Source organism: Variovorax sp. YR216 (assembly GCF_900107745.1).
GTDB lineage: Bacteria > Pseudomonadota > Gammaproteobacteria > Burkholderiales > Burkholderiaceae_C > Variovorax.
The window spans coordinates 32,771-51,837 of sequence record NZ_FNRO01000020.1; the positions used below are offsets into that span (position 1 = coordinate 32,771).

Here is a 19,067-nt window from a genome sequence, read left to right on the forward strand (position 1 = left end):
CCTTGGAGCAATCAATGAACCACCCACAAGCCCCCTCTTCCGACGACAACGTCAAACCCTCGCTGCTGCGCCGCATTCCATTGGCGTTCGGCGCCTTGTTCGGATTGTTGGCGGATGCCGATCTGGCTGCACGGTATGCGGCGCTGCGCAATGGCGCTGCACCGGCGTCAGTTCCGACTCAGACAACGGCCACACCCGTGCCGGCTCCGCCGGTGCTCAAGGAAGCAAGTTCCGACGCTGCGCTGCAACTACTCTCGTTGTTGCAGCGTGACGCGCGCCTCATCGATTTCGTCGGCGAGGATCTCGCTGGCTATGCCGACGCGCAGATCGGCGCGGCGGCACGCGTGGTGCACGAAGGCTGTGCCAAGGTGCTGCGCGAGCACTTCAGCATCGTGCCGGTGCGCAACGAGGCCGAAGGCGCACGAGTCACGCTGCAGGCGGGCTTCGACGCCGCCGCAGTGCGCCTGACCGGCAACGTGGTGGGACAGCCGCCCTTTTCTGGCAGCCTGACGCACCGTGGCTGGCGCGTCACCGAAGTGCGGCTGCCCAAGTTGGCCGAACGTCACGACACGCACGTTGTGGCGCCGGCGGAGGTTGAACTATGAGCGGCCCACGCTTTGCCATCGGCATCGACCTCGGAACCACGCACAGTGCACTGACGTACGTCGACATCGCAGGCAGCGACGGCGAAGCCACCGTTCACCACCTGTTGCCGATTCCGCAGCTGACCGCCCCGGGCGCGGTCGAGGCATCTGCCCTGCTGCCCTCGTTCCTGTACCTGCCGCACGCAGACGAAATGGCCGCCGGCGATCTGGCGTTGCCCTGGTTGGCCGACGTCCCCCATGTCGTCGGCGAACTGGCGCGCAGCCGCGGTGCGTCGACCCCGATTCGGCTGGTATCCAGCGCAAAGAGCTGGCTTTGCCACCCCGGCGTTGACCGACGTGCCAAGATCCTGCCGACCGATGCGCCGCTCGAGGTGGCGCGCATCTCTCCACTCGACGCGTCGATTCGCTACCTCGAACACCTTCGCAACGCCTGGGACCATGCGCACCCCGAAGCGCCGTTCGACGAGCAGGATGTGACGGTGACGATGCCCGCATCGTTCGACCCTGCCGCGCGCGAGCTGACGGTCGAAGCCGCCAAGGCCGCCGGCTGCAGTTCGCTGACGCTGCTCGAGGAGCCGCAGGCGGCGCTGTACGGCTGGATCGAGTCCAGCGGTCCAGGCTGGCGCAAACAGGTCAAGCCCGGCGACATCATCCTGGTGGTCGACGTCGGCGGCGGCACCAGCGACTTCTCGCTGATCGCGGTCCTTGAGCGCGACGGCAACCTCGAACTGCACCGAGTCGCGGTCGGCGACCATATCCTGCTCGGCGGCGACAACATGGACTTGGCGCTCGCGCATGTCGTCGCGCGCAAGCTGGCCACGGCCGGCACCACGCTGGACGCATGGCAACTTCGCGCGCTGACTTACGCCTGCCGCAGCGCCAAGGAAAGACTGCTCGGCGAGGCTGCTGCGCCCGCACAACCCATCGTCGTGCCCAGCCGAGGCAGCAAGCTGATCGGCGGCTCGCTGCGCACCGAGCTGACGGGCGATGAGGTCGCCGCGACCATCGTCAACGGCTTCTTTCCGGAGGTCGAAGCCTCGGCGCGACCCGTTAGCCGGGTGCGCGCCGGTTTGTCGCAGTTGGGCCTGCCCTATGCGCAGGACGCGGCCGTCACCCGCCACCTGGCTGCCTTCCTCGGCCGGCAGCTCGGCGCGGTGGCCGAACTGAGAGGCTTCTTCGGCGACCATGTCGGCTTGGAAGGCGCCAGCTTCCTGCACCCGACCGCGGTGCTGTTCAACGGCGGCGTCTTCAAGTCGGCGCTGCTGGCCGACCGCACGCTGGCAACGATCAATGGCTGGCTCGCCGCCGAAGGCGCCGCACCGGCAAGGCTGCTGAGTGGCGCCGACCTCGACCTCGCAGTGGCCCGCGGCGCCGCCTATTACGGCTATGTGCGGCACGGCCACGGCGTGCGCATCCGCGGCGGCACCGCGTTCGCCTACTACGTCGGGGTCGAATCGTCGATGCCAGCCGTGCCCGGCATCGAGCCGCCGGTGCAGGCGCTGTGCGTCGCGCCGTTCGGCATGGAAGAAGGCACCGAAGCCGAACTGCCGGCGCTCGAACTCGGGCTGGTGGTCGGCGAGCCCGTGCAGTTCCGTTTCTTCGCGTCGTCGGTGCGACGCCAGGACGTCGTCGGCACGTTGCTCGAGGCCTGGGCGCCCGACGAGTTGCGGGAGCTCGACCCGATCTCCGCAGCGCTGCCGCCCGAGGGACGCAATGCTGGCGAGGTGGTGCCGGTGCGCCTGCACGCCCGTGTCACCGAGGCCGGCACGCTCGAACTCGAAGCCGTGCCACGCAGTGGCGGAGAGCGGTGGAAGATCGAATTCGACGTGCGCGGCGAGCGACAGCAGGACGTCGAAGGGGTTTAAGCCGGCTTCTGGCACCAGCATGACTGCGGCCTACACGGTTGGCATCGACCTTGGCACCACGCACACCGTTGTCGCGTACGCGGCCGCGCAGGGGCCCATCGCGGACGACGACATCCGGCTGTTCAACGTCGAGCAACTGGTTGCCCCGGGCGAAGTGGCGGCGCGTCCCTTGCTGCCGTCGATGCGCTACCACCCCTTGGCGGGCGAACTGGCGCCGGGTGACCTGGCGCTGCCATGGGCGCCGGGCGGCACTCTTGACGCGGAGGTGATCGGCACCCTGGCGCGCCAACTCGGCGCCCAGGTGCCTGGGCGGCTGGTGTCGAGCGCGAAAAGCTGGCTGTCGCACGCCGCAGTGGATCGGCTTGCGCCCATCCTGCCCTGGGGGGCGGCGGCCGACGTGCCGAAAGTCTCTCCGGTGGCTGCGAGCGCGAGCTACCTCGCGCACTTGCGCTCAGCCTGGAACCACCGCTTTCCGCAGGCCTTGCTCGAACACCAGGAGCTGGTGCTGACGGTGCCGGCATCTTTCGACGACGCGGCGCGTGCACTGACCCTCGAGGCCGCACGCGACGCCGGCCTGCCGGTGCTGCGCTTGCTCGAAGAACCCCAGGCTGCGCTGTACGACTGGCTGTTTCGCCAGCGCAACTCGCTCGCCGAGGCGTTGGCGGGTACGCAGTTGGTGCTGGTCTGCGACGTCGGCGGTGGCACCACTGACTTGAGCCTGGTGCGCGTCGACCAACATGGCACCGAGCCGCGTCTCGAACGCATTGCAGTGGGGCGCCACCTGATGCTCGGCGGCGACAACATGGACCTGGCACTCGCGCACCTGGCCGAATCCAGGCTGAACGCGGCCGCAGTCGACGCCGGCGCTGCGGCGCGCTTGTCGACAGGCCAGCTGTCACAACTGGTCGAACGGTGCCGCGCAGCCAAGGAACGGCTTCTTGCCGCCGATGCGCCGGCCAGCGCGCCGGTGACGCTGCTCGGTGCCGGCGCACGCCTGATCGGCGCTGCACGGTCCGTAGTGCTGGAGCGCGACGAGGTCGAGCGCATCGTGGTCGACGGCTTTTTCCCGCAAGTGGCGGCCGGCGACCTGCCCCGGCGCGAGCGCGCTAGCGGCCTGGTCACATTCGGCCTTCCGTATGCCAGCGACCCGGCGGTGACGCGCCACATCGCCGGCTTTCTTCGGCAGCACGCCGCGGCCGGCTGGCCCGATGCGCTGCTGCTTAACGGCGGCGTGTTCCGCGCCGAGGCGATCGCCGCGCGCCTGCATGCGACGCTCGGTGCGTGGCGTGGCGCTCCGCTGCGGATACTGCACAACGCCGATCCGGACGTTGCGGTTGCGCGCGGTGCGGTGGCCTATGCGCTGGCACGGCGCGGCTTGGCGCCCAAGATCGGTGGCGGCTCGGCACGCAGCTATTTCCTCCCGCTCGGTGACGGCAAGGGACGCGCAGTCTGTGTGCTCCCGAACGGTAGCGAAGAAGGCCGCGAGATTCGCCTCGAAGGCCGCAGCTTCGAGCTGCGCGTTGGCGAACCGGTACGTTTCCACCTCGTGTCGACCACGGGCGATATCGCAGCCAAGCCCGCGCCACTGGCCGGTGAACTGGTCGATCTGGACGAACGCGAGGTCCAGGTGCTGCCGCCGGTGGCCACCGTGGTACGGGCCGGCGGTAGCGCGCGACGCAACATCCCCGTGCAGTTGGCGGCGATGCTGACCGAAGTCGGTACGCTCGAAGTGCACTGCATTTCCGCCAACGACCCCGCGCAGCGCTGGAAGCTTGAGTTCCAGTTGCGTGCCGATTCAACCGCCCCAGTATCGCCTGGGGCCGGGTTGCCACCGCGCTTTGGAGAGGCGATCGAGTGCATCGAACGTGTCTTCGGCGCGCGCGACCGTGATGTGGGACCTAAGGCCGTCAAGCAGTTGCGCGCGCAACTCGAAGCGCTGCTCGGCACCCGCGAGCGGTGGTCGACCGCGCTTCTTCGCCCGTTGTTCGATGCGCTATGGCAGCGCGCGCGTGGTCGCCATCGCTCGGCAGACCACGAGCGCCTATGGCTGAGCCTGGCCGGCTGGTGCCTGCGACCAGGCTTCGGCGACGCGCTCGACGCCTGGCGCATCGAGCAGCTGTGGCCGCTCTTCGAACTGGGGGTGCAGCACGGCCATGAGCGCCAAGTCGACGCGGAATGGTGGACGCTGTGGCGCCGCGTCGCAGGCGGCTTGGACGAGGCAGCCCAGTTGCGGCTCCTCGACGATTTCGCGATCAACCTCCAGGGTGAAGAGGCTGGCATCGAACGACCGCCGCGGCTCGTCAAGGGAGGCTGGGATGACATGGTGCGCATGGGTGCTTCGCTCGAACGCATTCCGGTCGAACATAAGGTCGAGATCGGCGACTGGCTGGTCGAGCGCCTTCAGCGACCGGGCGCGGCACGCGATCCGCAGGCACGCGACACCTGGACGCTGTGGGCCATCGGCCGCATCGGTGCGCGCGCGCCCCTTTACGGCAGCGCGCATGGCGTGGTCCCAGTCGACCACGCCACCGCCTGGCTCGACGCCCTGCTCGCACTGGACTGGAAGCGCGTCGAAGGGGCCGCTGCCGCCGCCGCGAACCTCTCCCGTCTCAGCGGCGATCGCGCTCGCGACCTGCCGCTTGAAGCGCGCCAACGTGTCATCTCACTGCTGGAGGCCCATCGGGCACCATCGGCATGGATCGCCCGAGTCTGCGAAGTCGTACCCCTGGACGAAGCCGGAGAACGCGGCGTGTTCGGTGAGGCCTTGCCGCCGGGCCTGAAGCTGATCGGCTGATATGGCTTGAACCTGTCAAGAGCGCGAGCTGATTGCGCCGACGCGCTCTCAGTACTCGACGCAAAGGCGCCTTCGTCGCTCCTCGTCGCTGGGCAGTTGCGGGTTGGAGGCGAGCGATGTGCGGTGCGAGCTGATGCGCGACTGGCTGACGTCACGCGGGCTGCGGTGTCGCGCCTCACAGCAGGTCCCGATGCACTAGGATGAAGCTGGATCATGAGTGATGGATGCGAGGCGCAAATGACAGAACCCACTCTCGGCTTCGTGGCCTGTGCCGATCCCGATGGCGGTCACCGCATGGCCTACTGGCAATGGGGCAAGGCGAATGCGTCGCACGTCGTACTGTGCGTGCATGGGCTGGCCCGGCAAGGCCGCGACTTTGACGAGCTGGCGCGCGCTCTCGTCGAGCGCGCCAATGGCAACATCCGCGTCGTGTGTCCAGACGTGGTCGGGCGTGGCCGGAGCGACTGGCTTCGCAACCCAGATGGATACCAATTGCCCACCTACGCGGCCGACATGCTGGCGCTGCTCGCGAATCTGCATGCAGGGAGCGCCATCACCGAGCTCGACTACGTCGGCACCAGCATGGGCGGTCTGGTCGGCATTGCATTGGCTGGCAGCCCGAAGCTGCCAATCCCTTCGCCAGTTCGCAGACTTGTTCTCAACGACGTCGGTCCAGAGATTACCCAGGCCTCGGTCGAGCGCATAGGCGCCTACATTGGTAAGGGCGGGAAGTTTGCCAGTCTGGAGGCCGCTGCAGACGCCCTCCTGCTGATCTCCGCCGGGTTCGGCGTTCACACGCGCGAGCAGTGGCTCGAGCTGTCTCGTCACATGGTGGTTCCGGCCGCTTCTCGCAGCGAGGACGGCAGCACCAAGGTCGTGTCGGCGGAAGCTGAAGGTCCGGTGGTCCTGCACTACGACCCTGCCATCGGCGTGCCGATCCGTGCTGTCACGTCCGAAGCGAGGGCTCAAGGCGAAGCGATCATGTGGCACCTGTACGACGCGGTCACCGCTCGGACGTTGCTGCTGCGAGGCGCGCAGTCCGACCTGCTCACACCAGAGACCGCGCATGCGATGACGCAGCGCGGGGCCCGCGCGCGGCTGATCGAATTCGAGGGCGTCGGCCATGCGCCGACGCTGGTCTCGCCGGCGCAGCACACTCGGGTGGTTGACTTCCTGATTGCCTGACGGCGCGAACATCGAGGCTCGCAGGCTGGCGAGCCAAGCTCGAAGTGCTGCCTGTCTGTGTGATGCTCGAGAAATGGTTCGCGACGCTTGCCGGAATGCTGGCCTCAATGCGCAGACCGTGCACCAACCGTCGCCGAAGTCGGCGTCGCCAGGGGCACGAAGTCAGGGGCCGGCAGCGGCCGTGCAATGTTCAACCGAGGTTGAGAGCCCTTTGTTGACGAAGATTGCGTTCGATCTTGGAGAACAACAAATACATCGAGGCCGACGACGCACTCGGAGCCCGTCTATCGCAAGAGCGGTGTCCTGCACTACTGCGTCACGAACATGCCCGGCGCCGTGGCGCGCACGCCCACGCTCGCTCTCACACAGGCCACGCTCCCGTTCGTGTGCGTACTCGCGGACCTAGGCTGGCGAGATGCGCTCGCGCGCGATTCGCACCTTCGCAACGGGCTGAACATCTGCGATGGCAATGTGGCTTGCGCTCCGGTGGCCGCTGCCCTTGGCCTGCCCTGGCGACCTTCAGACGGTCTTCAACCTTCTCCTGGGGCCCGAACTTGACGCAGCGCAATGCCCGTCCCGTGTCGGGATCGCACCATCATTTGCATGACAGACATTGTTCTCGATGCCCTACTCAGCGAGGCCATTGAAGCTGGAAACCAGGCACTCCTGACTTCCTGGCACGTGAGCGAAGGTGACCACGTTCGGATGGGCCAACCGTTGGCGCAGGTGTGTTTACTCGGAGCAAGCATCGACATTCCGGCACCGCATGCAGGCATGGTCGAGGAGATCGTCATACCCGCGGGGGAGAAGTTTGCCGCCGGCGACACGCTCGCCCGCTTGGTCGAGTTCTGACAGGCATCCCTGGCCAGCGTTCACGGGCGCTTTGGAGGAATGTTTTGCGTCAGATCAAGTCCCGCGCGCCACGCTGGAGTAGCTTCGTTTCCCGGCGCTGTGCAGCGCTGTCTTGGAGATGGGAGCGTGGTCATGGCAACGAACGTCAAGTCTTCCGATGAAACATTGCGTCAGAACATACTGGCTGCGCTGCGTAGCGAAGGCGGCGCGCTGGAAACACATCTCAGGGTGGATGTCTGCAATCGCGTCGCAACGCTTACGGGCCAGGTGGACGATTGGGCGGAAAGGCTGGCGCTTGAGCGCGCCGTTCTCAACGTCAAGGGCGTGCGTGCGCTTGTGCTCGCCCTTGAGGATCGTGCTGGGACGGCGCACCGCGAGTCAGATCGGGAGATCGCGTTGGCCGCAGGGCGGAGGCTCAAGCTGAATGGCGCCATACCGGAAGACGCTCTGCTGCTCGAAGTCGAAGACGGCCTCATCACCCTGAGAGGAGAAGTCGAACGGGACTCACATCGATCGCTCGCGGAAGACATAGTCCTCAGGATAAGCGGCGTCCGCGGCGTCCGAAACAAGGTCAACCTGAGCCGGCATGGCACGGTTGTCAACGTAGCCCGACTTGTCCAGCGAGCAGGCCTGTGGACGCGCGGATTTCGTCTCTGAAGGACGCGCACCCCTCGCTGGCAGCGCTGGCGGAGGACAGTTGCCGACGCTTCGGCGACAAACCGGCATTCACGTCCATGGGCGTGACCATCAGTTTTGGCAGGTTCGAACAACTGACCGCGGACTTCGCCGGCTACCTGCAGAACGTGCTGCGGCTCAACAAGGGCGATCGCGTCGCGGTGATGCTGCCCAACATCCTGCAGTCGCCGGTGGCCATCCTGGGCGCGCTGCGGGCAGGCATGACGGTGGTCAACGTCAGCCCGCTGTACACCGCCTCTGAGCTGGAATTCCAGCTGGCCGATTCGGGCGCGGAGACCATCGTCGTGCTGGAAAACTTCATGCACACGCTGCTGCAGGCCCTCCCCCGAACACCGGTGCGCAACGTGATCGTGACCCAGGTCGGCGACCTGTTCCCACACCCGCGCAAGGAGTTGGTGAACTTTGCCGTGCGGCGCCTCGGGCGCAAGGTGCCGGCATGGGATCTGCCCAGCGCTAGGCGCTTCGAGCAGGCGCTCGAGGAAGGGGCGCTGCATCCGCCGACGAGCGCAGCGCCGCAAGGCCCGGATCTCGCGTTCATCCAGTACACCGGCGGCACTACCGGGCGTCCCAAGGGGGCCATGCTGACCCACGCCAACATGGTGGCCAACGTTCTGCAGACTGTCGCCTGGATCGGCAGCCGGCTCACGGAGGGCGACGAGACCGTGGTCACCGCCCTGCCTCTAGATCATTTGTTCGCACTGACGGCCAACCTGCTGACCTTCCTCAAGCTTGGAGGCAACAACTTGCTCATCATCGACCCGCGCGACATGGCCAGCCTCATCTCGCAACTGCGCAGGCACCGCTTTACCGCGATCACCGGCGTCAACACGCTGTTCCGGGCGATGCTGGACGCGCCGGGCTTCGACGCCGTGTGTTCCGCCAACCGGGGCAGGCTGAAGCTGGCCGTGGCCGGCGGCATGGCCATGCAACGTGACGTGGCCGAGCGCTGGCAGGCCGCGACCGGCGTGCCGATCGTCGAAGGCTACGGCTTGACCGAAGCTGCGCCCATCGTCAGCGCCAACCCGGTGGACACCCCCGGGTTCAGCGGCACGCTTGGCTGGCCGCTGCCCCTGACCGAGGTGGCGATCCTGGACGACGCCCAGCGGGCCGTGGCCCCTGGCATCGTCGGCGAGATCTGCGTGCGCGGCCCGCAGGTCATGTCCGGCTACTGGCACGCGCCCGAAGAATCGACCGGCGTGTTCACCGCCGACGGCTGGCTGCGCACTGGCGACCTGGGGCGAATGGACGAGCACGGCGAACTGAGCTTCGTCGACCGCAGAAAGGACATCATCGTGGTCTCCGGCCTGAAGGCTTATCCGGCCGAGATCGAGGAAGTGGTTCGCCGTCATCCCGGAGTCACGGAAGTGGGCGCGGTGGGCGTGCCCGACCCCAAATCCGGCGAAGCGGTTGCCCTGTTCGTCGTGAAGCGGGACCCCAACCTCGACGCCGAGGCACTTCGCCGGCATTGCTGCGAGTACCTGGCCGCCTACATGCGGCCACGTTACATCGAGTTCCGCGACGCGCTGCCAATGTCTCCGGTCGGCAAGGTGCTGCGCCGCGTGCTGCGGGACGAAGCCCGGACCCGGTGAACTCACTTTCACGCAATCCCGAGCTGGCCCGTTCGCTGGTCGAGCTGGGAATCGATTCGATCAGCGTCATGCCCGACACGCTGCTGGAGGTGCTCCGCGAAGTTCTGAACGTCGAGCAGCAGCTCGGGCGACCGCCGCAAGGCGCGCAGGATGGAACGTGAGCTGGGAGCTGCGGGGCTGGCCAGCTCACGGCACTGCGGTTGCCAGCGCGCCATCGGCAACCCTGAGCACAGGCTCCGCGCAGTCCGCCGCGATGGCGTTGCGCGCAGCATCGCGCAGTTGCAGGGCCGCCTGCCAGTCCCGCCCCTGCGGCTTCAACGCCGGGTGGATGACAAGGCTTATTGCCTCGCGGCGCGGCCGCCAGGAGCCTTCCCGCAGCACGTTGCGCGTACCGCGCAAGCTCACCGGCAACACCGGCAGGCCGCTCTCCGCGCTTACGACGAAAGCGCCCATGTGAAAGGGCATCAACCCGGGCTCGCGCCTGAGTGTTCCCTCGGGAAAGAAAACCAGCGATTCGCCACCTTGGGCCGCCTGGACCAGCACCCGCGTATCCTCCACTCCGCGGCGCGGATCGCCACGCGCCACGAAGCGGGTGCCGACGCGCTCGAGCAGCCAGCGCATCGCCCCGTGCCTGGAGAGTTCCTCCTTGGCAACGAAGCGCGCCGAAGCAGGCAGCAGCGCCGTCAGCACCAGCCAGTCCAGATAGCTTGCATGATTGGCGACCACCACCGTTGGACCGCCGGGCACTCGCGAGGCGCCTTCGACGCGCAGGGGTAGGCCCGAGGCCCACAGCATGCCGCGGGCGATGGCGCGCGCGGCCCCTTTGCGCCAGGACAGCGACGGCAGCGCAGCCGTTGCCACGCCGCATAGCGTGCCCAGACCGAACAGCGTCCACCACCAGGCGGCCAGCAGGGCCCGAGCAAACCGGCTGAACGGCGCGTGCAGTCGCCGCGCCGCCGCGCTCAATGAGAGCCGCGCAAGCTGGATGGCGACTGGGCGCGTTGAAGCATCCAGCAGGCCACCTTCATAGAGTTCGCGGCACGCCGCTCGTCTGATTTTGCCGCTGGACGTCTTGGGCACCACATGCGCACCGGCCAGCACGATGTCGTCGGCCGGCACACCCAACAGCGCGATCGCCAGCTCGCCGATGCGCGCGCGCAGGACCGCCTTGCGCGCGGACTCGGTCTCGCGCGTCTCGGCCAGCACGACCACGCGCTCGGAAGCACTGACCGGGTCTGCCGCCGCGAACACCGCGACGCAACCGCGCCGCACGCCCGGCAGCGCACCGATGGCCTCCTCCAATTCGTAGGGATGGAGGTTGTCGCCGCCGCGGATGATCAGGTCCTTGGCTCGGCTGGTGAGGTGGATCTCACCCTGGGCTACATAGCCGACATCGCCGGTGTCCAGCCAGGACCCGTCGAACAGAAGCCGCGTGGCCTCGGGGTTGCGGAAATAGCCACTGGTGGCCGACGGGCCGCGAAACTGGATCCGCCCCTCGACGCGCTCCGGCACTTCTGCGCCACCCTCGTCAACGACGCGGATCTCGTGACCCGGCAGCGGTAGCCCGCAGGCGACCACACGCATCGCCTGCGGCGCATCACCGGGCACCGGCTCGGCGCGGCCAGCGCGGTGCAGTTGATGCCGATCGATGCAGTCGATCCTGGGCGCTTCCCGAAGCGGACGGAACGCCAGGCCCACAGCGCTCTCCGCCAGGCCGTAAACCGGCATCATCGCGCGCTCGTCGAATCCGCAGGCTGCGAAGCGCCGGGCGAAGCGCTGCAGCGTTTGCGCGTGGACCGGCTCGGCACCGTTGATCGCGACACGCCAGCGGCTCAGATCCAATCCCGCCAGCTCGTCGTCCGGCACCTTGGTGGCGAGGATCTCGTAGGCGAAATTCGGCGCTGCCGAAAGCGTACCCCCGTGCTCGTGCAGTGCCCGCAGCCAGCGCGAGGGCCGGGAAAGAAAGTCCTGCGGCGCCATCAAGACCAGCGGGATGTTGTGGTAAAGACTTCCCATCCAAGCCCCAATCAGGCCCATGTCGTGATACAGCGGCAGCCAGCTCACGAACACGTCCTGCGCATCCACTTCGAGCATCGCCCCCATCGCGCGGATGTTGGCCAGCAAATTGGCATGGGTAAGCAGCACGCCCTTGGGTTGGCCGGTGCTGCCCGACGTGTACTGGAGGAGCGCGGTGTCCCTTGGCCCGCGCAGAACAGGCTGCGGCGTACCGACCTCGACCGTCAGGCTTTCCACCGCCAGCACGCGGCGTAGCCCCGGTGCCGCCAGACGCAGCATGCTGGCAGCCAGCCGCGTGCGCTCGTCGCCGATGAGCAGCACGGCTTGCGCGTTGTCCAGAATGCGGGCCTGGCGCTTCAGGTGGTCCTCGATGCCCGAGGCACGAAACGGCGGATAGATCGGCACCGGCACACCGCCCGCGATCAGGATGCCGGTGAAGGTCTCGAAAAACGCCAGGCTGGTCGGCAGCATCAGCGCCACGCTCTGCCCGGGACGCAGGCCCTCGGCCTGCAGCGCGGCGGCAACCGTGCCACCGCGCCGTAGCAACTCGGCGTGCGTGCGTACGACTGGCACGGCACCGCCGATCAACGTGATTTGCGGCCGCTCGGTGGCGCCGCGGGCATTTGCTTCGATCACCTCGATCAGCGTTTGCGCATGCGTCGAGAAGTGAGCCACGCCTGGACATGCGGAGACTGCCCGTGGAGGTGGTGCAGCCAGCGTGGCGCCCTCGCGCGGCGTGGCAGCCGACAGTGCGCGCCACAGGTCGCGTGGTGTGCGGGCCTGCTGCACCGCCTCTTCCGGCATGTGCACGTCGTATGCCTGCTCCAGCCGCAGCATGAGCTCCATGCGCGCCAAGCTGTCGATGCCGAGCGTGCGTTCCAGGTCGTCGTCAAGCTCAACCGGTACCGTCGCTCCAGCGCGCAGTTCACCAAGCATCCTGCCAGTCAGATCCAGCAGGGCCTGTGGGCCGCTCGACAAACGCTGCGCCGCGATCAAGTCTTGCATGCGATGCCCCGACGACGATTGACGCAACTTACCTCCGCATCCTCGCGATAGGTTTGCGCCGCATCAAGAACGTGCAAGCACCGGATCAGGCGGCGGGAAGAAGCTATATCCGTCTGGCTTGATGCAGATCAACAGGCCTTGCACACGCATATCTAGCATTCGCTGACTCACACACGGACGACTCGGAGATGGACCTGCTGCGCGCCGCTCTGTATGGTGGCATGCACCATCCGGCCCGAAATCATCTACATACATTGCCCTCGGCACCAACCGCTCGTGAAGCACGTGCGATGTAGCCGTAGGCAATTGAGCTTTGGGGGCGCGAAATGGAATTCGACGCAATCTATTGTTTCGATCGAGCCAGCGTCTTGTTTCCGATCTACCCTGACGGTCCCAGTGGCCGCCGAGTGATCGCAGAGATTTCCGAAGACGCGCTGCGCAATCTCTTCGGCGCGGCCGGCGGTGGTGACAGTCTCGTACAGGCCTGCAAAGAGCACTTCGATGTGATCGAGCAGATGGCTGTACATCTCCATCGTCGGGATCCGCATCGCCCATTGCTGCTCGCGACGGGGGATTTCTCACTGCCGGTGGAGTTCTCGAACGTCTCCGCAGCTTGACAGCAAAGTCACTCTCGCCGCGCGGCGACACCATGGCTGGCCGCCCACTCCTTCGCCTTGGCGATGGCGACTCGAATGGCCATTCCTTCTTCATGGCCGGAGAGCAATAGCGCGTTGGCGATCTCTATCGCTTTCGCCCGAACGCTCGGAGTCAAGTGGGTCATGGCTGGTGGAAAGCGGTCAAATGTCCACGGCATCTCGGACTCCAGGCGTTTTTCATGCAGGAATTCTGACCATGCGCTCGCACCGGCAGTTCCGCAAGATCGAGCCTGTTGTCGTCTCTCGACTTCATGCGCACCTTCCTGCCCGACGGCCGACGCTGACCGCGGCCACGGCGAGCGAATACTTTGACGGTCGTCAATCCGGTCGCGACGCCGCTTCCTAACATGGATTGATCCATGTTCTGAAGGATAGAGACCATGAACCACGAAACAATTCGGAAGGCCGACGCAAGCGCGACATGCGCCAAGAACAGGTGGAGCCACGTGCTTGGTGATCTCGGCGACCGACTCGGCGATCTGCGACGTACCAATGTCGCGACCAGAGCGCGAGATGCGATGCGTACCGCAGACGACGGCATGCATCAGCACCCCTACACCGCCATGGCCGCGATGGCATTCGCGGGTCTGATCGCCGGAATCTTGATCGCCCGCCGGTGACCGCAGCACGGCGCGGCGCTCCATTCATCCACAGGAGCCATCCATGAAGAACCAATGGGTCGTGGTGGCCAACGCTTCGCTCGCCCGCATCTTTCGGCACGATGGCGCAGATGGTGGGCTGGAACCAGTCGAGGCCATGACACACGCGCAGAGCCGCATGCACGCCAAGGACCTGGCAGAAACCGCCGGTCTTGAACACGGAGTGCGAGACCACCACGACGACCGCTTCGCAGCGCGTTTCGGCCCTCGTCGCTAGGAGCATCAGCTTTTCGCCCGCGCGCTGGCTGATCGATTGGACAGAGGGCTTGGCGACCATGAATTCGACTCGGTGACCCTCCTCGCCGCGAAGCCCTTTCTCGGCGAACTCAGGCACTACCTGGGCGAGAGCGTCAACGAGCGAATCGACGCGGCGCTCAACAACGATCTCACCTCGCTGAGTGCGGCCGAGATCATGCAACGCCTCCAACTTGCCGGCGCGGTAGGTCACTCCAGTGCGGGCGGCGCTGCCTGAGGCCCCCGAAGCTCACCGGCATGGGGTGAACCATGACGGGCTCCGAGTCCAGTCTGCCACCCGGCGTCGTGGCACTGATTCCGATGCGGAACTTCGTACTGTTTCCGCACGCGCTCACTGCGATCAGCGTCGGCCGGGATTCCTCGATCTCCGCGCTTCGGTACGCACTCGAAGGAGAAGTCCCGGTGGGCGTGGTGCTGCAGAAGGTGCGCTTGCGGCGGTCATAGCGCCAGGAGAACGCGGGCTCGATGCCGTTGCTCGTCGCCCATCCCGCGCTCACCAGGTCCGGCGTGCTTCTCGAGCAGCACATCCTCGCTGATAGGCTGAAGCGGCAGACTCTGCTGGCTCATGGTGATCCATCCGCGAGCCGGTTTCCCGAGGCGTTCGAGTTGCGCTCGGTGCGCTGTTCCTGATAGATCAACAATGCGCCGACCGCCACCACCGACGCCGACAGCGCGGCGGCATCGACCACGCTTCCGAGCCGTGCAAAGACTCCGGCGGTGCACAGCAGCAACAGGAACATCGGCTGCGTCAGCGCGCGAAAAGCAATGCGTAGCAGGCCCCTGCGTCCAGCCGATGGAAGCACGTTCGGCCTGTCGGCGCGAAGCCGTGACTTGGCTTCGGCCTCGGTCAGCCCTTCGGATTCAGTGTCGGCAAGCGTGCCAGTTTCCATCATGCACATCAGCGGATGGGCGTTCAGCCCTGACACGCCTCGTTGCGCGAACCTCTTCGCGTATGCGATGCAACAAGTAGGTTCCCGCGCTCAGGTGCCCGAGCGCCAAGAGGACTCCGACCGCGGCAAAGACCGGGTCCTGCTGTATGCCGGCATTTGTATCCAGCAGCGCCAGGCTCAGCGCCAGCAAGATGAAGAGCCACGCGATCGAGGCGACGATGGCGTGCACATAGATCCAAACGGTCTTCATGGCAGTCCTTTCAACTCACGAAGTGAACCATACGAGGCCGCGTCGAAAACAGAGTTGACGACGCGCAAGGCATTGGAAATTGACAGCGCATCGAATGAAGCCCTTCCCGCGGCGCCACGACCGTGCCTTCAGGCCGAGAGAGGGGCCGCGTGGGGCCATCATGGCTTCGATCCGGCCCTATGCGGCGATAGCGGCCGCTTCTTCCTCGTGAGCGACCGGTCCAATTTCCCGCATCGGTGGTTGCGCCGCCAAAGCTGCGAGTTCCGCCTCCTCCAGCGTTTCTCGCCTGATCAGTTCGCGCATGCATCGGTCAAGAATCTCGCGCCTCTCGCTCAGCAGATGCGTCGCCCTTCTCGCGGCGTTCTCGAGCAGATCATGCACCGCCTCGTCGATGCGACGCGCCGTCTGCTCGCTCGCTGCAAGTGGAGCCGGTGAACCATCGTGCGGCGCTCCAATGACGGATACCGGCCGCTCGTCATAGACCACCGCACCGATCACCCCATCCATGCCGAAGCGCATCACCATGTCACGCGCGAGATTGGTCGCCTTGACCAGATCGTCGGCGGCGCCCGTGGAGGGCTCGCCGAAGACGAGGATCTCAGCGGACCGGCCGCCGAGCAGCACAGCGAGCTTGTCCTGGAGCTCTCCATGTCGAAGCAGGTGGCGATCCTCGGAGGGCCGTTGCAGCGTGTAGCCGAGGGCGCCCGCCCCGTGCGGAACGATCGACACTTTGTGTACCTTGTCGCCTCCTGGCAGCGCCATTGCGACCAACGCGTGACCCAGCTCGTGGGTGGCGGCCAACTCGCGCTCGCGCGGGCCCAGGATGCGACTCTTCTTCTCGATACCCGCCACCACGCGTTCAATGGCGCTGGTGAAGTCCGGCAAGGTCACTGACTCGGCTTTGCGCCGCGTGGCCACCAGAGCGGCCTCGTTGACGACGTTTGCCAGGTCCGCGCCTGCGAAGCCGACTGTGATCGCCGCCACCTGATCGAGATCGACATTCGGGTCGATCCGAATCCTGCGAGCATGCACCTTCAGGATCGCAACGCGGCCGGTCCGATCCGGGCGGTCCACCAGAACCTGGCGATCGAACCGCCCGGCACGCAGCAACGCGGGGTCGAGTGTTTCGGGGCGATTCGTCGCCGCGAGCAACACGACACCCACGCTCGGATCGAAGCCATCGATCTCCACCAGCAACTGGTTCAGCGTCTGCTCCCGTTCGTCCTGGCCACCCAACGTGGGGAACGCGGTCCTCGCACGGCCGAGGGCATCGAGTTCGTCGATGAAGATGATCGCCGGCGCGCTCGCGCGTGCCTGATCGAAGAGATCGCGCACGCGCGCGGCGCCCACGCCCACGAACATCTCGATGAACTCGGATCCACTGATGGAGAAGAACGCGACGCCGGCTTCGCCCGCCACGGCGCGCGCAAGGAGCGTCTTGCCCGTACCGGTGGGCCCCATCAGCAAGACCCCTCGCGGCATGCGAGCGCCGAGCCGACCATGCTCCTTGGGGTTTTTCAGGAAGTCGACGATCTCCTGGAGCTCGGCCTTGGCCTCGTCGACACCCGCGACATCGTCGAAACGCACGCCCGTGCTCTTCTGCATGTAGATCTTCGCCCTGCTCTTGCCGGCCCCGAGCAGCCCAGGACCCATGCGCCTGGCTGCCAGGCTCCACATCCCGATGATCAGAACGCCTGGAAGAAGCCACGACAGCAGTACCTGCCACCAACTGGATTCGCGCACGCGTTCGTACGGAACGCCAAACCTGCCCAGACGCTCTGCGACTTGCGGTTCCATCATCGTCGCCATCAGGGTGTCCTTGCCGTTGCCCTGCGGCGTCGCGAGCCGGCCGGTGATGACCGAGTCCCCGACAGTGACTTCGGCGACCCGGCCCTCCCTCAACTGCTCCTCGAAGACGCTATAGGGCACCCACTCGATATTGCGGCGCTGCGCCCAGTAGTCCCAGGTGAGCAAAGCCAGGATGGCCGCTGCCATCGATACCACTAGAAGCAGATGGGCCTGGCGTTTCATGATGACGTCAACGCCCTTTCCCGCTCGCGGGTGTGCGAACAACCGGAGGTGCGCCCGGCGACTTGAACCCGTAGTAGCTCTCATTGAGGTACTGCGTCACCGCGGTGATGTCTTCGTCGCTCCAGCCGAGGGACCCGACAGCCTGCCAGCGCGCGACCTGCGCCTGGAGGCTATCCCAATCCTTCGCCATCCGGCGGTCGCGCCAATGGATTTGCGTCGTGTGACAGGCCACGCAGCTGGATGTATACAGGAGTTCTCCGCGCGACTGTGCGGCGACTGGGGCCGCGCACAGGACGGCCCCAAGCAGGACACAGGTGGCAAGCGGCAAGAATGTCATGTCGCGCTCCTCGAAGAGGACACAGCTTGGCGCAGGAGCGCTCTCGTTCGTTTGATGTAGCGCAATGCCCGGTACGAAGTCGATCAAGCCGCGGGCGAGGACTGGCTTCCTATGGCTCGTTCACATAGGCGCCTGGTGCGGAAGCGATCCTCCCGTCGATCCCGACGTCGGGAACCCGTCTCGCCGCCACCGTTCCGCTGGAATGCTCCCGCAGCCACCGGGACCAGGCAGGCCACCACGAGCCACGGCTTCGCTGCGCGCCAGCGAACCAGTCACCCGGCTCCGCGGGCACCTTGCGGCTCTTGTTGCCGGCCCGGCGATACGAACCGACCGCATGCGCATCCGGCCCCTCGGGCGGGTTCACGATGCCCACGTTGTGACCGCCGGATGACAGCACGAAGTCGATGTCGGAGGCGACAAGCTGGTGAATCCTGTAAACCGACGCCCAAGGCGACACATGATCCCTCTCCGTCGCGACCACGAACATCGGCAGAGTGATCCGCGAAAGATTCACCGGGTCACGGGATGTGCAGCAGTAGCGCCCTTCCGCCAGATCGTTGCGCAGGTACAGGTGGCGCAGATATTCCGCGTGCATGCGCGCGGGCATCCGCGTGGCATCGGCATTCCACGCCCGCAGTGCCGTCATGGGTGTCGTGGCGCCCATGAGGTATTCATGAACCAGCTTGGACCACACCAGATCTTTTGAATTGATCAGCTGGAAGACACCCGCCATGCGCCTGCCATCGAGATATCCGGTTTCCGTCATCAGGTCTTCGAGAAAGGCAACCTGGCTCTCGTCCATGAAAAGCCCCAGTTCGCCGGGCTCGGAGAAATCGGTCTGGGCGGCCAGCAGGGTGAGTGTGCGGACCACGCCGGGACATTCGGGCAGCGCTGCGGCGATGGCGAGCAGCGTGCCCCCAAGGCAATAGCCGGCGGCGTGCGTCAGGGCCACCCCGCGCCCCGGCGCAAAGTCCTCGACGCCACGAGGCCTGCCACCGCCCGCGACCGCCACCGCATCGCGCGCCCAGTTGAGGTATCCGTTCAGGAGATTGGCGCCGCCGGTCATCAATGTCTGCCTCAACACCTGCGGATTGGTGGCGATGAAGTTGGATGGCGACACCATGTCGAGCCACTGGCGCGCAACGAAGGCAACCTGGTCCTCGTGGTGCTTCGAGACACCGCGCACCCCATGCGTGGCCTCGTCCCACCACTGCTGGCCGGACATGAAGGCCCGGGCGATCGCGTCGAAGGGGGGCTGCTTCCACTCTTCTCGCGCGAACCGCTTGTCCTGGGCGGCCATGGCTGCGTCAGCCTTTGCATCGTCCGCGCGGGAGACGACAGTCAGCCACCACGTGAGCGACTTGCGCAATGCACTCGCCGCC

Annotated in this window: 18 protein-coding genes and 2 pseudogenes; 13 read left to right on the top strand and 7 right to left on the bottom strand. The window is 66.3% G+C overall.

All coding sequences use genetic code 11. The features are described 5' to 3' along the window. Positions 1–14: 14 nt before the first annotated feature. The 9 genes and pseudogenes from BLW05_RS30400 to BLW05_RS36165 all read left to right on the top strand — a co-directional run bounded on the left by BLW05_RS30400 (position 15) and on the right by BLW05_RS36165 (position 9,747). Positions 15–605, top strand: coding sequence for a DUF2760 domain-containing protein (locus BLW05_RS30400; RefSeq protein ID WP_093167710.1), 591 nt, complete (start codon positions 15–17; stop codon positions 603–605). Then, on the top strand, positions 602–2,470 hold the full coding sequence (locus tag BLW05_RS30405; RefSeq protein WP_093167712.1) for an Hsp70 family protein: 1,869 nt from the start codon (positions 602–604) through the stop codon (positions 2,468–2,470). The genes BLW05_RS30400 and BLW05_RS30405 overlap by 4 nt, the downstream gene beginning before the upstream one ends. Positions 2,471–2,489: 19 nt before the next feature. After that, positions 2,490–5,264 carry an Hsp70 family protein gene (locus BLW05_RS30410; RefSeq protein WP_093167714.1) on the top strand — a complete coding sequence of 925 codons (2,775 nt, stop codon included), beginning with the start codon at positions 2,490–2,492 and terminating at the stop codon, positions 5,262–5,264. Positions 5,265–5,501: 237 nt separating this feature from the next. Next, positions 5,502–6,449, top strand: coding sequence for an alpha/beta fold hydrolase (locus BLW05_RS30415; RefSeq protein ID WP_093167716.1), 948 nt, complete (start codon positions 5,502–5,504; stop codon positions 6,447–6,449). A gap of 261 nt (positions 6,450–6,710) precedes the next feature. After that, a pseudogene (locus tag BLW05_RS30420) lies at positions 6,711–7,007 on the top strand (alanine dehydrogenase); the annotation flags it as partial. A gap of 45 nt (positions 7,008–7,052) precedes the next feature. Beyond that, positions 7,053–7,301, top strand: coding sequence for a lipoyl domain-containing protein (locus BLW05_RS30425; RefSeq protein ID WP_093167858.1), 249 nt, complete (start codon positions 7,053–7,055; stop codon positions 7,299–7,301). A 132-nt stretch (positions 7,302–7,433) separates the two neighbouring features. Then, positions 7,434–7,958, top strand: coding sequence for a BON domain-containing protein (locus BLW05_RS30430; RefSeq protein WP_177142870.1), 525 nt, complete (start codon positions 7,434–7,436; stop codon positions 7,956–7,958). Beyond that, complete coding sequence (locus tag BLW05_RS30435; RefSeq protein ID WP_093167720.1) at positions 7,934–9,586, top strand: AMP-binding protein; 1,653 nt, start codon at positions 7,934–7,936, stop codon at positions 9,584–9,586. Before BLW05_RS30430 ends, BLW05_RS30435 begins: the two co-directional genes overlap by 25 nt. Continuing rightward, entirely contained in the window at positions 9,583–9,747 is a 165-nt protein-coding gene (locus tag BLW05_RS36165) for a hypothetical protein (protein ID WP_177142871.1), read from the top strand. Before BLW05_RS30435 ends, BLW05_RS36165 begins: the two co-directional genes overlap by 4 nt. A gap of 25 nt (positions 9,748–9,772) precedes the next feature. On the opposite strand, the gene BLW05_RS30440 is transcribed toward BLW05_RS36165, so the two are convergent. Next, complete coding sequence (locus BLW05_RS30440; protein ID WP_093167722.1) at positions 9,773–12,607, bottom strand: AMP-binding protein; 2,835 nt, start codon at positions 12,605–12,607, stop codon at positions 9,773–9,775. Between the two features lie 326 nt (positions 12,608–12,933). Between BLW05_RS30440 and BLW05_RS30445 the strand changes: the two genes are divergently transcribed. Continuing rightward, complete coding sequence (locus BLW05_RS30445; RefSeq protein ID WP_177142872.1) at positions 12,934–13,224, top strand: DUF1488 family protein; 291 nt, start codon at positions 12,934–12,936, stop codon at positions 13,222–13,224. A gap of 8 nt (positions 13,225–13,232) precedes the next feature. On the opposite strand, the gene BLW05_RS30450 is transcribed toward BLW05_RS30445, so the two are convergent. Next, the gene (locus BLW05_RS30450) at positions 13,233–13,421 is read right to left on the bottom strand and encodes a DUF2188 domain-containing protein (RefSeq protein WP_093167724.1); all 189 of its coding nucleotides are present in this window, start codon (positions 13,419–13,421) and stop codon (positions 13,233–13,235) included. A gap of 222 nt (positions 13,422–13,643) precedes the next feature. Here BLW05_RS30450 and BLW05_RS30455 point away from each other — a divergent pair, with 222 nt between their 5' ends. From BLW05_RS30455 to BLW05_RS30470, 3 genes and pseudogenes are all read left to right on the top strand, one after another. Continuing rightward, the gene (locus BLW05_RS30455; protein ID WP_093167726.1) at positions 13,644–13,883 is read left to right on the top strand and encodes a DUF883 family protein; all 240 of its coding nucleotides are present in this window, start codon (positions 13,644–13,646) and stop codon (positions 13,881–13,883) included. A 43-nt stretch (positions 13,884–13,926) separates the two neighbouring features. Beyond that, positions 13,927–14,394: pseudogene (locus tag BLW05_RS36615) on the top strand (host attachment protein). A gap of 32 nt (positions 14,395–14,426) precedes the next feature. After that, positions 14,427–14,621, top strand: coding sequence for an LON peptidase substrate-binding domain-containing protein (locus BLW05_RS30470; RefSeq protein WP_093167732.1), 195 nt, complete (start codon positions 14,427–14,429; stop codon positions 14,619–14,621). 119 nt (positions 14,622–14,740) lie between these two features. Here the strand turns inward: BLW05_RS30470 and BLW05_RS30475 are convergent, their stop codons facing one another. The 5 genes from BLW05_RS30475 to BLW05_RS30495 form a co-directional block, all read right to left on the bottom strand. Beyond that, positions 14,741–15,067 carry a cation-transporting P-type ATPase gene (locus tag BLW05_RS30475; RefSeq protein ID WP_093167734.1) on the bottom strand — a complete coding sequence of 109 codons (327 nt, stop codon included), beginning with the start codon at positions 15,065–15,067 and terminating at the stop codon, positions 14,741–14,743. Further along, entirely contained in the window at positions 15,039–15,317 is a 279-nt protein-coding gene (locus BLW05_RS30480) for a hypothetical protein (RefSeq protein WP_093167736.1), read from the bottom strand. Before BLW05_RS30480 ends, BLW05_RS30475 begins: the two co-directional genes overlap by 29 nt. A 177-nt stretch (positions 15,318–15,494) precedes the next feature. Next, positions 15,495–17,348 carry an ATP-dependent zinc metalloprotease FtsH gene (gene ftsH / locus BLW05_RS30485; protein WP_093167738.1) on the bottom strand — a complete coding sequence of 618 codons (1,854 nt, stop codon included), beginning with the start codon at positions 17,346–17,348 and terminating at the stop codon, positions 15,495–15,497. A 7-nt stretch (positions 17,349–17,355) separates the two neighbouring features. Continuing rightward, on the bottom strand, positions 17,356–17,685 hold the full coding sequence (locus BLW05_RS30490) for a cytochrome C (protein ID WP_143044969.1): 330 nt from the start codon (positions 17,683–17,685) through the stop codon (positions 17,356–17,358). 109 nt (positions 17,686–17,794) lie between these two features. Next, positions 17,795–18,985, bottom strand: a complete 1,191-nt coding sequence (locus BLW05_RS30495) for a PHA/PHB synthase family protein (RefSeq protein WP_256330566.1) — start codon at positions 18,983–18,985, stop codon at positions 17,795–17,797. Positions 18,986–19,067: the final 82 nt, after the last annotated feature.

Coding starts and splice junctions, on each gene's coding strand:
- BLW05_RS30445 (WP_177142872.1), top strand. CDS start 12,934: ATGGAATTCGACGCAATCTATTGTTTCGATCGAGCCAGCGTCTTGTTT.
- BLW05_RS30425 (WP_093167858.1), top strand. CDS start 7,053: ATGACAGACATTGTTCTCGATGCCCTACTCAGCGAGGCCATTGAAGCT.
- BLW05_RS30410 (WP_093167714.1), top strand. CDS start 2,490: ATGACTGCGGCCTACACGGTTGGCATCGACCTTGGCACCACGCACACC.
- ftsH (WP_093167738.1), bottom strand. CDS start 17,348: ATGAAACGCCAGGCCCATCTGCTTCTAGTGGTATCGATGGCAGCGGCC.
- BLW05_RS30475 (WP_093167734.1), bottom strand. CDS start 15,067: ATGGAAACTGGCACGCTTGCCGACACTGAATCCGAAGGGCTGACCGAG.
- BLW05_RS30455 (WP_093167726.1), top strand. CDS start 13,644: ATGAACCACGAAACAATTCGGAAGGCCGACGCAAGCGCGACATGCGCC.
- BLW05_RS30490 (WP_143044969.1), bottom strand. CDS start 17,685: ATGACATTCTTGCCGCTTGCCACCTGTGTCCTGCTTGGGGCCGTCCTG.
- BLW05_RS30450 (WP_093167724.1), bottom strand. CDS start 13,421: ATGCCGTGGACATTTGACCGCTTTCCACCAGCCATGACCCACTTGACT.
- BLW05_RS30405 (WP_093167712.1), top strand. CDS start 602: ATGAGCGGCCCACGCTTTGCCATCGGCATCGACCTCGGAACCACGCAC.
- BLW05_RS30470 (WP_093167732.1), top strand. CDS start 14,427: ATGACGGGCTCCGAGTCCAGTCTGCCACCCGGCGTCGTGGCACTGATT.
- BLW05_RS30440 (WP_093167722.1), bottom strand. CDS start 12,607: ATGCAAGACTTGATCGCGGCGCAGCGTTTGTCGAGCGGCCCACAGGCC.
- BLW05_RS30495 (WP_256330566.1), bottom strand. CDS start 18,985: ATGGCCGCCCAGGACAAGCGGTTCGCGCGAGAAGAGTGGAAGCAGCCC.
- BLW05_RS30430 (WP_177142870.1), top strand. CDS start 7,434: ATGGCAACGAACGTCAAGTCTTCCGATGAAACATTGCGTCAGAACATA.
- BLW05_RS30400 (WP_093167710.1), top strand. CDS start 15: ATGAACCACCCACAAGCCCCCTCTTCCGACGACAACGTCAAACCCTCG.
- BLW05_RS30415 (WP_093167716.1), top strand. CDS start 5,502: ATGACAGAACCCACTCTCGGCTTCGTGGCCTGTGCCGATCCCGATGGC.
- BLW05_RS30480 (WP_093167736.1), bottom strand. CDS start 15,317: ATGAAGACCGTTTGGATCTATGTGCACGCCATCGTCGCCTCGATCGCG.